General features: G+C 34.5%; 14 protein-coding genes and 2 tRNA genes. 13 read left to right on the top strand and 3 right to left on the bottom strand.

From position 1 onward, the window contains the following. Positions 1-57: 57 nt before the first annotated feature. On the top strand, positions 58-1,476 hold the full coding sequence (pyk, locus tag AC1VAQ_RS02000) for a pyruvate kinase (protein ID WP_303243785.1): 1,419 nt from the start codon (positions 58-60) through the stop codon (positions 1,474-1,476). Between the two features lie 76 nt (positions 1,477-1,552). Here pyk and AC1VAQ_RS01995 read toward each other — a convergent pair whose 3' ends face one another. Then, entirely contained in the window at positions 1,553-2,140 is a 588-nt protein-coding gene (locus AC1VAQ_RS01995) for a metallophosphoesterase family protein (RefSeq protein ID WP_302600073.1), read from the bottom strand. 136 nt (positions 2,141-2,276) lie between these two features. Between AC1VAQ_RS01995 and AC1VAQ_RS01990 the strand changes: the two genes are divergently transcribed. The 10 genes from AC1VAQ_RS01990 (at position 2,277) to nth (ending at position 12,139) form a co-directional block, all read left to right on the top strand. Continuing rightward, positions 2,277-2,358 (top strand) — tRNA-Tyr (locus AC1VAQ_RS01990). Between the two features lie 30 nt (positions 2,359-2,388). Further along, positions 2,389-2,460 (top strand) — tRNA-Phe (locus AC1VAQ_RS01985). A gap of 164 nt (positions 2,461-2,624) precedes the next feature. Then, a complete protein-coding gene (locus AC1VAQ_RS01980; protein ID WP_303243784.1) occupies positions 2,625-3,968 on the top strand; it encodes a L,D-transpeptidase family protein in 1,344 nt (447 codons plus the stop codon). Between the two features lie 156 nt (positions 3,969-4,124). Then, entirely contained in the window at positions 4,125-5,474 is a 1,350-nt protein-coding gene (gene gdhA, locus AC1VAQ_RS01975) for an NADP-specific glutamate dehydrogenase (protein ID WP_302598451.1), read from the top strand. Between the two features lie 155 nt (positions 5,475-5,629). Beyond that, positions 5,630-6,667, top strand: coding sequence for an HD-GYP domain-containing protein (locus AC1VAQ_RS01970; protein ID WP_302598450.1), 1,038 nt, complete (start codon positions 5,630-5,632; stop codon positions 6,665-6,667). Positions 6,668-6,680: 13 nt separating this feature from the next. After that, positions 6,681-7,520, top strand: a complete 840-nt coding sequence (locus AC1VAQ_RS01965) for a sulfide/dihydroorotate dehydrogenase-like FAD/NAD-binding protein (protein ID WP_302598448.1) — start codon at positions 6,681-6,683, stop codon at positions 7,518-7,520. Then, positions 7,513-8,898, top strand: a complete 1,386-nt coding sequence (gene gltA / locus AC1VAQ_RS01960; RefSeq protein WP_302598447.1) for an NADPH-dependent glutamate synthase — start codon at positions 7,513-7,515, stop codon at positions 8,896-8,898. The genes AC1VAQ_RS01965 and gltA overlap by 8 nt, the downstream gene beginning before the upstream one ends. Before the next feature lie 114 nt (positions 8,899-9,012). Then, a complete protein-coding gene (locus AC1VAQ_RS01955) occupies positions 9,013-9,396 on the top strand; it encodes a hypothetical protein (RefSeq protein ID WP_302598446.1) in 384 nt (127 codons plus the stop codon). 262 nt (positions 9,397-9,658) lie between these two features. Further along, positions 9,659-11,422 (top strand): B12-binding domain-containing radical SAM protein, encoded by a 1,764-nt coding sequence (locus AC1VAQ_RS01950; protein ID WP_302598444.1) that lies wholly within the window; start codon positions 9,659-9,661, stop codon positions 11,420-11,422. A 24-nt stretch (positions 11,423-11,446) separates the two neighbouring features. Next, on the top strand, positions 11,447-12,139 hold the full coding sequence (gene nth / locus AC1VAQ_RS01945; RefSeq protein WP_302598443.1) for an endonuclease III: 693 nt from the start codon (positions 11,447-11,449) through the stop codon (positions 12,137-12,139). Positions 12,140-12,306: 167 nt separating this feature from the next. Here the strand turns inward: nth and AC1VAQ_RS01940 are convergent, their stop codons facing one another. Next, a complete protein-coding gene (locus AC1VAQ_RS01940) occupies positions 12,307-13,566 on the bottom strand; it encodes a glycosyltransferase family 4 protein (protein ID WP_479903432.1) in 1,260 nt (419 codons plus the stop codon). 16 nt (positions 13,567-13,582) lie between these two features. Further along, the gene (locus AC1VAQ_RS01935) at positions 13,583-14,236 is read right to left on the bottom strand and encodes a hypothetical protein (RefSeq protein WP_302598441.1); all 654 of its coding nucleotides are present in this window, start codon (positions 14,234-14,236) and stop codon (positions 13,583-13,585) included. An 87-nt stretch (positions 14,237-14,323) separates the two neighbouring features. On the opposite strand from AC1VAQ_RS01935, the gene AC1VAQ_RS01930 reads away from it, so the two are divergent. Next, positions 14,324-16,351: an ATP-dependent helicase gene (locus AC1VAQ_RS01930; protein WP_302598440.1), complete on the top strand. Its 2,028-nt coding sequence runs from the start codon at positions 14,324-14,326 to the stop codon at positions 16,349-16,351. Beyond that, the gene (locus tag AC1VAQ_RS01925) at positions 16,338-16,496 is read left to right on the top strand and encodes a hypothetical protein (RefSeq protein WP_302598439.1); all 159 of its coding nucleotides are present in this window, start codon (positions 16,338-16,340) and stop codon (positions 16,494-16,496) included. The genes AC1VAQ_RS01930 and AC1VAQ_RS01925 overlap by 14 nt, the downstream gene beginning before the upstream one ends. Positions 16,497-16,506: the final 10 nt, after the last annotated feature.

Raw genomic sequence — 16,506 nt, 5'->3', positions numbered from 1 at the left:
ATAAGATATTTACTATATTAATGTATTAAGATAATTATTTTAAAAGGGGAAATTTATATGCTTAAAACAAAGATTATTTGTACATTAGGACCAGCTACAGATAAAGGGGATGTCTTAGAATCACTTATTCAAAATGGAATGAATGTAGCACGTTTTAATTTTTCTCATGGGACACATAAGGAACATTTAGGGCGATTTAGTATGTTAAAAGAGATTAGAGAAAAATATCATAAACCAGTAGCCGCGCTGTTAGATACAAAGGGACCAGAAATTAGATTAGGTGAGTTTAGTGAGGCACAAGTACAGTTAAAGAAAGGACAGCAGTTTATTTTGACTTCTTTGCCTTGTATAGGAACAGCTGAAAGGGCTACCGTGAGTTATAGTGGGCTGATAGCGGAATTAGAAGTAGGAAAAAAGGTGCTTATAGATGATGGTCTTGTAGAATTGGAAGTGATAGATAAGCATGATACAGCACTTATATGTGAAGTGAAAAATGATGGTGTTATTGGTCCGCACAAAGGAATCAATGTACCTTATACCAAGCTTAATTTACCGTTTTTAAGTGAGCAAGATGAGAAGGATTTATTATTTGCTATTCAAAATGAATTTGATTTTATTGCAACATCGTTTACCCAATGTGCGGAAAATATATTAGATGTAAAAGCTTTTTTAAGACAATATCATGGAGAAGATATAAAAGTAATTGCTAAGATTGAAAATGCAGCAGGGGTAGAACATATTGATGAGATTATTAATGTAGCAGACGGCATTATGATTGCTAGAGGCGATATGGGGATTGAACTGCCTAGTGAAACAGTTCCTGCTATTCAAAAGATGATTATTAAGAAAGTATATGAAGCTGGTAAACAAGTTATTACAGCAACACAAATGTTAGATTCTATGATGAAAAATCCAAGGCCAACACGTGCAGAAACAACAGATGTGGCGAATGCAATTTATGATGGCACGAGTGCTATTATGCTTTCGGGGGAAACAGCAGCTGGCTTATATCCTGTAGAAAGCTTGCAGACAATGAGGCGTATTGCTGAAAAAACAGAAGAAGATATTGACTATATTAAGCGATTTAATATGCAAAAATTAGTGACTACGCCTACAATTACAAGTGCTATAAGTCATGCAACATGTACGACAGCTCATGATATTCGTGCAAAGGCAATTATTACTGTTACCAAATCAGGGCGTACAGCTTGTATGATTTCTAAGTATCGCCCAGCTTGTATCATCATGGGATGTTCGCCTGAAATGCGAGTTGTAAGGCAGCTAAGTATGTCATGGGGTGTTGTACCACTTTATATTAATGAAGAGCAACAAACAGAAGAGTTATGCAGTCATGCGTTGGCCAGTGTTGTAGATGCAGGATATTTAAAGCAGGGAGATTTAACTGTTATGACGGCTGGTGTACCGCTTGGTATATCTGGTATGACCAATATGATTAAAGTTTATAAAGTAGAATAAAAATAAGATGAGCTATTGCACAAGTTGATTGGCAATAGGCTCATCTTATTTTTATATATGTAGGTTGATAGTGTAATTAGATTTCTAAAATATAATAATTGTAGCCATTAATAAGCTGGATATCATTATGTATAATTGAGCGTTTTGCATGAGAAGCGTAGGTTAAATGATTGTGCCCATAGAGATGATAGGTTGGCTTAAGTTTATCATAAACATCATGAAAACATTCGAAACCAACATGGCTAAAGCTACTAGGATCATCGCCTAGACCAAAGGTGGGAGAGTGTGAAACAAAAATATCAATAGGTTTTTTTGCACAGCGAATTAGTTTTTTCACCCTTTTTTGCATTTTAGCTTCTGGGTATTGATAAAATCCGCCATTGTATTCAATCGAACCACCAAGGCCAGCAATACGTATATTTTTGAATGTAACAACTTTGTCTTCAATGCAATCACACCCCTCAGGAGGACACGTGCGATAACTTTTATCATGATTGCCATGAACATAAAAAACAGGAACAGCCAGCATAGTCACTAAAAAGGATAAATAGCTAGATTTCAAATCCCCACAAGAAATAACACAATCTATATCTTTAAAATTATTTTTATCAAAAAAATCCCAGATATAATTACTTTCAATATCTGATACAACTAATATTTTCATAAATTCCCCATCCTTTTCAGCATGATTTGACACTATTATACTATATATTAATAAAATTTAATAGCTTTTTAATTAAAGCAGTATTGACATAATAATTATACTTTGGTATGATAATAAAGAATTAAATAAAGATTTTGGAGGGATTCCCGAGTGGCCAAAGGGGGCAGACTGTAAATCTGTTGCGACACGCTTCGAAGGTTCGAATCCTTCTCCCTCCACTAAATTTAGATTAAGTATTTTAACTTTTTGCCCAGATAGCTCAGTCGGTAGGCAGAGGACTGAAAATCCTCGTGTCGCTGGTTCGATTCCGGCTCTGGGCATTTTTTAGTGTATAAAAATACCCATGTACTTCAAAAAAGGTACATGGGTATTTTTATGTTTAAAATTCAAAAAGGTGGTATGTTTGTCCTATTACATTCATATATATTTTGTAGACAAGTTAGGAAAGCATATGAGGAAGAGTTGGTTTGAATGGAGGTATAAAATGAAAGGTACTAAACAGTTAAAGTTTTTAACAATAGGGATTTTGAGTGTACTCATATTTTTGTGGTGCATGAGAAGCTTTTGCTTAACCTGGGTAGAGGTAAATGATCAGTATGCAGAGATTACAGTGAACTTTTTAGTCCCCATGGAGAGGACGGATATTGAAAAGTATATTCGTATTGAAAGTGAATTTCCTACAGAGACAAATTTTGATTATACCTATGAGTGGCTGAATAAAAGTGTATTATCTTTAAAAGTAAAGGAAAAAAACCAAATTTGTGGGCAAAAAGTAAAAATACATATTCAAAAGGCAAATAGTAATTATGAGTGGATTACGAAGACAGCCCATATACCTGTACAATTTAAAGCACCTGTGCAGATTATTACACCTACAACGGAGTTGTTAATTGCAAGTAATAATAGTTTTCTAGTGCAATTTAATACACCGATGAACTTGAATAAAATTTCAAAATATATACAAAGTGATACACCTTTTACAATTACACCAGCAGAACGAACTGATGAGGATGGCAAGGTGAAAACAGATACAACACGCTTTATATTTACGCCAAATCAAGTCTTAGAAAATAATAAAGAATATAAGATTGCTTTTAAAAAAGGGATGCCATCTAAAAGTGGTAACTTCTTAGAAACAACACAATATGTAACCTTAAAAACAGATGTAAAACCTCAGATTATAAGTACGTATCCTAAAGATCAAGATAAATGGATTGGTTTATATCCACGTATAACGATTACAACAGATAAACCTGTTGTAAAAGCAATTATGCAACTAGGAGAGAATAAAATTACAGGTAAGTTAACAGATTCTTATCATGCAACGTTTGTATTAAGTCAGTTATTAAAACCGGATACAGCATATGATGTAGCTTTTCAGGTGCAAGCAGCTAGTGGGGAGAAGAGCGATGTGAAATATATACGTTTTACAAGTACGACTTTGACTAATAATCGTATATGGTTAGAAATGACAATTGGCACACCAAGTGTAATTAAAGTATATAAAGGAGAAAAGCTTATTCGTGAGATGAGCTGTTCTGTAGGAAAAGATCAATTTGAACCAACTATAGGTACTTACTATTTACAAGGAAAAGAAGAAGTGTATGAAGATGATAAGCATGAAGAAGGTGCGAATTATTGGTTGCCTATTAGCAATCAGTTTGGTTTTCAAGGTGTTATTCGAGATGATAGTTGGCAGATTAAAAACTGTAGTGGTAATACAATTGGTGCAAGAACAGATAGGAACAACATCATTTTAGAGGAAATAGATGCCAAATGGATGTATGAAAACTTGCCAATAGAGGCAATGATAATTATCAGAAAATAGTGAAAAATGCTTTTCCTAAATTATAAAATAACAATTAAATTTAATTTTTTTTAAAAAAACATAAAAATATAATTGAAATTGTATAATTTTATGATAAAATACCATTAGTGGCGCAATAGTCACCTAGGAAAAGTTAGACTATGGGAGGAATTTAGAATGGAATTTCGTACGGAGTATATGCAAGATTTAATGAACAGAGTTGTAAAAAATCATCCAGCAGAACCAGAGTTTCATCAAGCAGTAAAAGAAGTTTTACTGAGCATGGAACCAGTCGCTGAGAAAAACCCACAATATGTAAAAGCTGGTATCTTTGAAAGAATCGTAGAACCAGAACGTGCAGTAATGTTTAGAGTATCATGGGTAGATGACAATGGTAATGTACAAGTAAATAGGGGATACCGTGTACAATTCAATAGTGCAATTGGACCATACAAAGGTGGTCTTCGCTTACATCCTTCTGTAAACTTAGGTGTAATTAAATTCTTAGGTTTCGAACAAATCTTTAAAAACTCTTTAACAGGCTTACCAATGGGTGGCGGTAAAGGTGGAAGTGACTTCGATCCAAAAGGTAAATCAGACGGAGAAATTATGAGATTCTGCCAAAGCTTTATGACAGAACTTTGCAAACATATTGGACCAGACACAGATGTACCAGCTGGTGATATCGGTGTAGGTGGAAGAGAAATCGGATATATGTTCGGTCAATATAAACGTTTACGTAATGAATTCACAGGTGTACTTACAGGTAAAGGTTTAAGCTATGGTGGTTCACTTGCAAGAACACAAGCTACAGGTTATGGCCTTTGCTACTTTACAAAAGAAATGTTAGCAACACGTGGTGAAAGCTTCCAAGGTAAAACAGTTGTTATTTCTGGTTCAGGTAACGTAGCAATTTATGCAGCTGAAAAAGCAACACAGTTAGGTGGTAAAGTTGTTGCACTTAGTGATTCAAACGGCTACATTTATGATGAAAATGGTATCGACCTTGATGCCGTTAAACAAATCAAAGAAGTTGAAAGAAAACGTATCAAAGTATATGTAGAAAATCATCCAAGTGCTAAATATACAGAAGGTTGCAAAGGTATCTGGACAATTCCATGTGATATTGCACTTCCATGTGCAACACAAAATGAATTAGATGGTGAATCTGCTAAAACACTTGTTGCTAATGGTGTAATTGCTATAGCTGAAGGTGCTAACATGCCTTGTACACCAGAAGCTGTAGATACATTCCAAGGCGCAGGCATCTTATATGCGCCAGGTAAAGCTTCTAATGCAGGTGGTGTAGCAACATCTGGACTTGAAATGTCTCAAAATAGCATGCGTTATAGTTGGACATTTGAAGAAGTTGATGAAAAACTTCAAGGCATTATGAAACATATTCATACAATTGCTAGAGAAGCTGCAACAGAGTATGGTCATCCAGATGACTATGTATTAGGTGCAAACGTAGCAGGTTTCTTAAAAGTTGCTGATGCAATGTACAGCCAAGGTATTACATACTAAGACTGTTGAAGTTTACCCACTTCTTTTTAGAAGTGGGTATTTTAATATTAATATTTAATATTTTTTAAATAATTATTCTACAAATTCTTGTATAAAGCAGATAAATGGTATAAACTTTACTTATACAAATATATACATGTGTAGGGGGAAGAAGAATGCCGAAGATTACAATTCCGATAACAGAAGCAACGCCAGGGATGATTACAGCCGAGCCTGTACGTAATTTAGATAATGGTATTGTTTATGTTGGAGAAGGGCAGGAGTTAACAAAAGAAATTATAGAAAATCTTAAGAGTCTTCATTTTGATGAAGTAGATATATCTGTTAATTCTTGGGATACTGTGTGGAAAATCTCTAAGGAAACACGTGCACAGTATGAGTTTTGTACTGAGACAGCAAAGATTTTATTTCAAAAGGTAGCAGATGATAATGTAGTAGACTTTGAAGCGTTTAAGACAATCAAAAAACATGTAGAAAGTAATTTTAAAGATAATTTTAAAATTATAGGTTGTATTAATCTCTTTAAATATGCGGATAGTTATACATATACACATAGTATTAATGTGGCTCTTCTAAGTATGCTTATTGGGCAATGGATGAAATATGGGGATAATATGATAGAATCTCTTCTAATTGCAGGATTACTTCATGATATAGGGAAAATGAAAGTTGATCCAGCAATACTAAATAAACCAGGCAAGCTTACAGAAAGTGAATTTGAGGAGATGAAAAAGCATCCCCGTTATTCTTATGAATTACTCCAAGATGATAAGAGTATTAGTTTAGATGTTAAAGTAGGCATTTTAATGCATCATGAAAAGATTGACGGCTCAGGTTATCCTTATGGGGTATATAGTGAGAACATCAATGATATTGCCAAAGTATTAGCAGTAGCAGATGTATATGATGCGATGCTTTCTGAAAGGCCATACAAGAAGAAACACTCACCTTTTGATGTTATGCAGCTTATGCAAGAAGGTGTATTTGGTAAGTTAGACACAAAAATATTATTAACTTTTTTAACGCATATCGCATCTTATTATATTGGTGTATATGTGCAGCTTAGTACAGGAGAGATAGGAGAAGTTGTAGCTATTAATCCTGCTTGCGTTTATAAACCAATTGTTAAGGTGAAAGATAAATATATTGACCTCTTTACTGAAAAGTCAATCAGTATTGTAGAGCTTACATAAATAGGAGGAAGAGATGTATCAAATTATTGAGAAAATCAAACTTAATGCAACTGTTGAAAAAATGGTTGTACATGCACCTTATGTAGCTAGAAAGTGTGAACCTGGACAATTTGTAATTGTATGTGCAGAAGAAGGGGATGAAAGAATCCCACTTACGATTCAGGATTATGATCGTGAAAATGAAACAGTTTCAATTATTTATCAAGTAGTAGGTTATTCAACAAGAAAAATAGCAGCAAAAGAAAAGGGTGATTATCTTGCAAGTGTTGCAGGTCCCCTTGGCGTAGCAGCGCACTTAGAAAAGAAAAAACGTGTACTCGGTATTGGTGGAGGCGTTGGCGCAGCACCTTTATATCCTCAAATTAAAAAACTTGCTGGATTTGGTACTGAGTGTGATGTTATTTTAGGTGGTCGCTCAGAGGAGTTTGTCATTCTCAAAGATGAATTTGAGACATGTAGTAATGTTTATGTAGCAACAAATGACGGTTCTTTAGGAAAAGAAGGATTTGTTACAGATATTTTAAAAGAACTTATAGAAAATGGTAATGAATATGACGAAGTTATTGCCATAGGACCACTTGTGATGATGAGAGCGGTAGTTAATTATACAAAACCTCTTGGCATCCCAACGATGGTTTCATTAAACCCTATTATGATTGATGGAACAGGTATGTGTGGTGGTTGCCGTGTAACAGTTGGCGGAGAAACTAAATTTGCTTGTGTAGATGGCCCAGACTTTGATGGTTTCTTAGTAGACTTTGATGAAGCAATGCGTCGTCAAGGGATGTACAAGGAACAAGAAGCACATATTTGTCGTATGAAACAGCAGATAGGGGGACAAGAAAATGCCTAATATGTCATTAAATAAAGTAAAAATGCCAGAACAAGATCCTAATGTTCGTAATAAAAACTTTAAAGAAGTATCTCTTGGCTATACGAAAGAACAAGCAATGGAAGAAGCAAGCCGCTGTTTAAATTGTAAACAACGTTTTTGTGTACAAGGCTGTCCAGTTAATGTGCCAATTCCAGAGTTTATTCATGCGATTACAGAAGAAAACTTTGAAAAAGCTTATGAAATTATTACTTCTGAAAATGCACTTCCAGCAATCTGTGGTCGTGTTTGTCCACAGGAAAATCAATGTGAAGGAAAATGCGTTAGAGGCAAAAAAGGTGAATCTGTAGGTATTGGACGTCTTGAACGTTTTGTGGCAGATTACATGATGGCACAAGGGAATGGAGAAGTTGCAGTAGCACCGTCTAATGGTAAAAAAGTAGCTATCGTAGGAGCAGGTCCAGCTGGCCTTACTTGTGCAGGTAGCTTAGCTAAAAAGGGTTATGAGGTATCATTATTTGAAGCCCTTCATGAAGTAGGCGGCGTACTTATGTACGGTATTCCAGAATTTAGACTTCCAAAAGCACTTGTACGTAAGGAAATTGAAAAAATTGAAAAAATGGGTGTAGATATTGAAAAGAATGTAATCGTTGGTAAGTCCATTACAATTGACGAGTTAATGGAAGATGGTTATGAAGCTGTTTTCGTGGGAAGTGGTGCCGGCCTTCCTAAATTCATGAATATCCCAGGAGAAAATTTAAATGGTGTGTATAGTGCAAATGAATTTTTAACACGTTCAAACCTAATGAAAGCATATGATTTCCCTAACTCACCAACACCTATTCATGTAGGTAAAAATGTAGCTGTTGTAGGTGGCGGAAATGTTGCAATGGATGCCGCTAGAACTGCAAAACGTCTTGGTGCAGAAAATGTGTACATAGTTTATCGCCGTGGTGAAGAAGAACTTCCTGCAAGACGTGAAGAAGTACATCATGCAAAAGAAGAAGGGATTATCTTTAAACTTCTTTGTAATCCAGAAGCTATATATGGTGAAGAAGGCTGGGTAAAAGCATTAGAATGTATTGATATGGAGCTTGGTGAACCAGATGCATCAGGCAGAAGAAGACCAGTTGCAATTGCTGGTAGCGAGCACTGCATTGATGTAGATACAGTTGTTATTGCTATAGGACAAAGCCCTAACCCACTTATTCGCACAACAACACCAGGTCTTGAAGTGACTAAATGGGGCGGTATCATTGTAAATGAAGAAACAATGGCTACAAGCAAAGCAGGTGTTTATGCAGGAGGCGATACTGTAACAGGTGCAGCAACAGTTATTCTGGCAATGGGAGCTGGTAAAAAGGCTGCTCAGGCAATAGATGAAGCTTTAAGCAAATAAAAATATTAGTCAAAAAATTTTGATGTGTAAAATGTAAGAGGTGCATAAAATTATGCAAACGGATAATACTATGCTTGTATAATATTTCATTTCATGAAAAGGAGTATAGTATATATGCGAAAATTTTTATTTGTTACAGCACTTACATTAATGGGAATTGCAGCTGTTGGCTGTACAAGTGACAACACAACTACAACACCAACAGAAACCAATGCCCCAACAACAACATCAACAGCACCAAATACTACCACAAATAGTACAGATACAACAGGAACAACAGGTACTACTACAAATGGTACAAATAATGGTACAACAACAGGAACAAATGGTACTACAGCAGGTACAGTCACAGATGGTACGACTACTAATGGCATGAACAATGGTGTAGGTACGACAGATGGAACAGCTGTACCAGACACTACAGCAACAAATGGTGTTGTAAATGATACAAATGGCATTGTAGATGGTGCAACAACTACGCCAGCTACAACAAAATAATAATTTCTAAAAATAGGTTGCTATCTACTTGGATGGCAACCTATTTTTGTAGAGTGGAAGTCTTATAGAAGGATAAAGCTAGAAGCATACATAAGGAATCTGACTATGAGGAAAACATAAGTTGTGATATAATAATTGGAGTTACAATAGTTTATATTAATATAAATAGGAAAACAGAAATCATAATACAAGGAAATGTTTTACAGAAAAATCCTAATTTCCCAGGAAATTTTGATTTCTGATATAGAAAGGACTTAAAGACGTGAAAGTTGTTTTACTCGCACTTAATGCGAAATATATTCATACTTCTTTGGCATTGCGTTCCATAGCAACTTATTGTAAAGAGTATGAAGACGATATCAAAGTATTGGAGCTTACAATTAATCAAAATGAAAATGAAATTATTAAGGTAATTTATGATGAAGCACCAGATATATTAGGCATTTCCTGTTATATTTGGAATATGTCATTTATTAAGATGCTTGTACCAACCTTAAGAAAGATTTTACCAGATACGAAAATCATTTTAGGTGGTCCGGAAGTGACCTATGAGGGTGATGACTTATTAAATGAATTACCAATTAACTTTGTGATGGAAGGTGAAGGAGAGGAAACCTGGAAAGCTTATTTAGATTATTATACAGGTAAAGGTCTGGCATTAGAAGATGTAGATGGGCTTATTTATAAAGCACAAGAGCAAAATGCCCAGAATGAGGCAGCACATAAAATTATTAGAAATAAGCCAAGACAGCCACTTAACCTTGAGTACTTACCTTTTGTATATGATTCCTTAGAGGGACTTGAGCATAAGATTATTTATTATGAAGCCTCTAGAGGTTGTCCGTTTAGATGCCAGTACTGTTTATCTTCTATTGAACATGGTGTAAGGTTTGCACCATTGGAAAGAGTAAAGGAACATATGACTTACTTTACTAATAAACGTGTGAAACAAGTGAAATTTGTAGACCGTACCTTTAATGCAAAGCGTCATTATGCCATGGAAATCTGGCAGCATATTATGGCGATTGATAATGGTTATACAAACTTCCACTTTGAAATTGCAGCAGAACTTTTAACGGATGAAATGATTACACTTTTAAAAGATGCAAGACCAGGTTTGATTCAATTTGAAATAGGTGTACAATCCACAAATCAAAAGGTATTAGATACAATTATGCGCCCAATGCCATTTAAAGATATTAAAGAGGTGGTATTAAAAGTTAAGGCACAAGGAAATATTCACCAACACTTAGACCTTATTGCTGGACTACCTTATGAAGATTATAATTCTTTTGGTAGATCCTTTAATGATGTGATTTCACTTCGACCTGAACAATTTCAACTTGGTTTCCTAAAGTTACTTAAAGGTTCAGGACTCCGTCATAATGCAGAAGAATATGGACTTGTTTATAAGGAAGAGCCGCCTTATGAGATTTTATATACAAGAGAAGTAAACTATAGAGAGATGTTACTACTTCATGATATTGAAGAAATGTTAGAGCGTTATTATAATAGTGAACGTTTTAAAAATAGTTTAGAATACTTATTTACAGTATTTGACTCCCCTTTTAAATGCTTTGAGACTTTAGCTAAATTTTGGTCAAAGTGTGGATATGATAAGGTACAGCACAATAAACTCTCATATTATGTAAAACTTATTGAGTTTGGTGAAAGTATGGAGAATGTGAATAGTGAGATTCTAAAAGAAATGATTAGGTTGGATTATTTGTTACACGAACATTTAAATGAAGTACCAGTTGCCTTTGAAACATTAGAGCGTAGTAAATTTAAGGACCACCATAACTTAATGCTCAAAGATGATGATTTCATTGCAAAATATGCGCCAACATTATTAGAAAAGGCACCACGTCATCGTTATCGCTTAGCATTACTTGAGGCCTTTAAGTATAATGTATGGCAAGCATATGAAACAGGTTGTTATGAAAAAATCACTGAAAATGAAGTGCCAAGCTGTATATTATTTGATTATTCAACTCAAACTGTAAAGAGTACTTGTATTTCATAAGTTATAAAAGAAAAGGAAAGAAAAATGAAAGAAAAAGAGCATATTCAAACAATACTTACAATATTAGATGATTATTATCCTAAAGAAGTAATATGCTATTTAAATCATCGTACACCGTTTGAACTTTTAATTGCAACAATTTTAAGTGCACAGTGCACGGATGAACGTGTGAATATGGTGACACCTAGTTTATTTGAAAAGTATCCTACAGTATATGACTTTGCCCAGGCTTCTTTAGGAGATGTAGAAGAAGCAATTAAAAGTACAGGGTTTTATAAAAATAAAGCTAAAAATATTATTGCTTGTGCAAAGGCACTAGTTAATGAACATAATGGAGAGGTACCTTCAAATTTAGACGAACTTGTAAAGTTAGCAGGTGTCGGGCGTAAGACGGCTAATGTTATTCGTGGAAATATCTTTAAGATACCAAGTATTGTAGTAGATACCCATGTGAAACGCATTAGCATTAGATGGGGGCTTACATTAAAAGAAGACCCGGTGCAAATTGAGATGGATTTAATGAAGAAATTGCCTAAGGAGCATTGGATTCGTTATAATACGCAGGTAATTGCCCATGGGAGGGTAATTTGTACAGCACGTAATCCTAAATGTAGGGAATGTATGTTTATTAAAAGTTGTCCATTTGGATTAAATAATCTATTAGCACAAATGCCAGAAGAAGTAAAAGAAGCTATTCAAAAAGGGCATATGTATTAAAGTTATCTTCATTAAGAGCATCAACAAGTTGCACCAAGGATATATGCACAGTATCTAGGTGCTAGCTCTGTTTTGTATATATTGTGAAAAAGAAAAAGTGAATGAGTTATATTAAAAGAAGGCTATCAGGGAAATGTTTGAGATTTTCCTGATAGCCTCTTTAATTTTTAATCTAGTTTGTTTTCAGTATGTTTATTTTGGTCCTTTTTTTGTTTGTGAGGAAGTGACAGACGATGTTGCTTAGGATTTTGAAGATGAGAGATTTTAGCTTCTTTATAAGCAGATAGAATTTCTTTATAAAATGCTTCTGCATTTAAGCCGAATACTTCTGCTGAGAGTGGTCTAATAGAGTGTACTGCATTTTCACCCATTGTATGAAGAAACTCTGGGTTTGAAAGAAAATCAGCAAGAAGCATAGAGAGTTCATCACTATTGTGGAAGAATGCACCGTTATAGTGATCACGAATTAGACCTGTTACACATTCATCTTCCCTAGCTAAGACAGGAAGTTTAGCAGCCATAGCTTCTGCAAATGTTAAGCCTTGTGTTTCTGAAACAGAGGCACTTACAAAGACATCACCTAATTGATACATCTTACCAATAGTACGCCATGGATGCATACCTGTAAAAATAACAGAATTTCTTATACCTAAATTTTGTGCTTGTTCTTCAAGTTCTAATCTTGAAGGGCCATCACCTACAATGACTAATTTAGCCTTAGGCACTTTTTCTAAAAGTTTTGGCATAGCATCAATAACCATGTCAATGCTTTTCTCTTTTGCAACACGACCAATAAAGAGCACAATAGGGCTATCTAAAGGAATATGATGTGCCTTTTTAATAGCTATAATTTCATCATTTGTATAACCGCTTGGATCAAACGGTGAAAAATCAATTCCTGTAGGAATAACACGAATTGTTTTTTTTACGCCATAGTTTTTGAGTAGGCGTTCTGTCTTACGTGTAGGGGCGACGACACCATCTACGCCGTTACAAAAAGACTTACTATATTTACGAGCAATAGCAGGTGAAAGTTCAATACCTTTTGAAACATAGTGCATATATTCTTCATACATTGTATGATAGGTATGAACAATCGGTACATTTAAACGTTTAGAAACGAGTTTTGCAAAAATACCAAGTGAAAATTCTGTTTGAGATAAAATCAAATCTAATTTTAAACGTTTAATTTTACGTAGTGCTTTATTAGAATAGACAATGCCCACACGGTGGTCTTTTAAGAAAATAAAAGGAATGCTGGCCATACGATACACATAAGGTGGATCATTTTCAGCTTCTGGGTGTGTAATAGTAAAAACATAGACTTGATGGCCTTGTTTTTGTAATGCTTTTTCTAAAGTTAAAATCGAACTTACAACACCATTGACCTGTGGGGAATAAGTGTCTGTAAAAATACCAATATTCATTTATAACATCTCACTTTCATGTAAGGTGACTAATGCAAGCATCAATCCCTTGTATGACTTTTTGTAAATAAGGTGAAGCATTCATATTAATGCTGGCCTTTTGTTTTAAATCGGTTAATAAGCCGATTTGTGTATTTGATAATTTATTATAATCATAATAAGCTACATAAACATCAGCTAGGGTTAAATAACATTGAGATAAATCACATCCTAGACTTATTATGTATTCTAAAACTTTCTGTGATTCAGGTAAATATCCTTTTTCAAATAACAGTTTACCATAAGCACAAGAGGTTGTCATATATTCCATTAAATTTTGCTCATAATAAGACAGCTTTTCAAGTTGCATAGTGCCAAAACGCTCCTTGAGTTCGACATTACTCATTCCCTTAAGATTCACTAAAGGACGTTCTTTAAAAAGCATAATCTTGTTATATAGTTGTGTGCACCCTTCATCATCTACAACTGGATAAACGGAAAAATCTATCGCCATAAAAAATGCTGCGGGTATCTCACTTTTTCTGGCAAAAGTAGCAGCATGTTCTCTTGCCCAATACTGTTCACTCTCTTTGTTGGTACCTTTTTTTAAAATCATATGTTTTGTAGAGATGCCTATAATGAATAAGCCGCCTACAAAGAAGAGAAAGGCGATAAGCCAACTCCCAATCATAATATTAACCCCTTTCTTTAAGTGAATATGTTTATTATAATATAATTTGGTCATAATTAAAAGGAGAAAGCAGTAGAGGAGAAAACAATGGATTTAAATACAAGTCAAAAGGAAGCAGTTACTTGTGATTTATCACCAACTTTGGTCATTGCAGGACCAGGTTCAGGGAAAACCCATGTAATTGTAAATCGTATTCATTATATGATTGAAACCATGCACTGTGAGGCTAGAAATATATTAGTTGTAACCTTTAGTAAGTTAGCAGCAGAAGAAATGAAAGAAAGATTTGTGCGTCAATATGGTGAGAGTAGTGTGACATTTGGGACTTTACATAGCGTTTTTTATCGTATTTTAAGACGTAGCAACCCTCAGCGATATCATATCGGACAGCTGCTTTTAGAAGATAAAAAGAAAAGTACTATTCAAAATCTAATGATACAATTAGAAATCGAAGAGAATGAAGATTTCTTAGATGAATTTTTAAAACATATCGGACTTATGAAAAATCAGCTTGTACCATTAAAAGATTATAAACCAGTAGGTATTCCACAGGGCACATATGTGAAGCTTGTAAATGCATATGAGATGTATAAAGAACGTCACGGGCTCTTTGACTTTGATGATATGCTTGTGGCTTGTTATTATTTACTCAAAAATGATTCACATCTCTTAGAAAGTGTGAGAAGACAGTATCAATATATTCTTATTGATGAATTTCAGGATATTAACCGTGTTCAGTTTGAAATTATAAAAACAATTGTGGGAGATGGCAGAGGGTTATTCGTCGTAGGAGATGATGACCAAAGTATTTATCAGTTCAGGGGGGCGAAGCCAGAGTTTTTACTTGGCTTTAAAGAGCATTTCCCAAATACAAAGCAAATATTCCTAGAGGTTAATTATCGTTCAACAAAAGATATTTTAAACTGTAGTTTAGCACTCATTGAAGGAAATAAAGCTAGGTTCCATAAGAAGCTTACTACACCAAATCCTAAAGGGACATTACCAGAGATTATTCAGTGTAAAGATGGGGTAGAGGAAGCCAAGTGGATTATCCAAAGGATAGGTGCACTTAAAGGACAAGGCATACCACTTGGAGAGGTTGCCATTATTTACCGTACTAATATTCAGGTACGTTCTGTGGTAGAATCATTATTAATGGCAAATATGCCATTTTGCTTAAGAGATGGTATGGTGAGTTTATATGATCAGTGGTTGACACAAGATCTTTTAAGTTATTTACATTTAGCAGATAATATTAATCAGCCAAACCTAGCAAGCCGTATTATGAATAAGCCCAAACGCTATATTAGCAAGGAAGCTATAAGTATAGCTATGAAGTCATCAGATCATATATTTATGAATTTATTAGGAAATGAAAATTTAACAGAATGGCAGAAGAATTATATTCAGCAGCTGTTATTTGATTTACAACAAATTAAAGAAAAATCATTAAGTGATGCCATTCGCTTTATTCGTAAAAATGTAGGTTATGATAGCTATGTGGCAGATTATGCAGCTTTTCGTAAGGTTTCACCAGCTAGTTTACTAGAAGTACTGGATGAGATTGAAGATTCAGCTCAAGGCTTTGCAAGTTATATGGAATGGGAAGCTTTTCTTTTAGATATGTCACAAAGGGTTAAGGAGCAAGCTTCTCGCAAAGGTCGTATGCAGGATGTAGTGACACTAACAACTATGCATGGTTCTAAGGGGTTAGAGTTTCACACTGTATTTGTCTTAGATGTAGTCGACGGTTCTATTCCACATCAAAAAAGTGAGACAATACAAGAATTAGAGGAAGAAAGACGTTTGCTTTATGTAGCCATGACAAGGGCAAAGAAACAGCTTTATCTGATGGTACCTAAAGAAAAACATGGTAAGGCAGTAGCACCTTCTGGCTTTTTAACTGAGTTACAAGAACGCCGTATGGAAAAGCATTTCCAAAAAAATGCTATTATTTATCACAAACAATTAGGTAAAGGTAAAATTTTGGAAGTTCTTGAAAAACATATAATTGTTGTCGAATTTAATAAAGGACAAATTCGTAAAATAGATAGCAAGTACTGTGCAAGTAATGGTATAATAACTTTGGAGGGTGACGCAGATGAAAAACAATAAGAAAAAAGTCAAAAAAGCAAAAAAGAAGTTTAATATGTATGGATGGATGCATAAAAACAAAAAGTCGGTTGTAAGTATTATTTGTGTATTAATAGTTGTCGCAATGTTACTGGGCACACTTTCAAGTGTATTACTTGTTATGTAGCTAAAAGATC

Source organism: Cellulosilyticum sp. (assembly GCF_982396655.1).
This window is presented reverse-complemented; position numbering and strand designations above follow the sequence as displayed.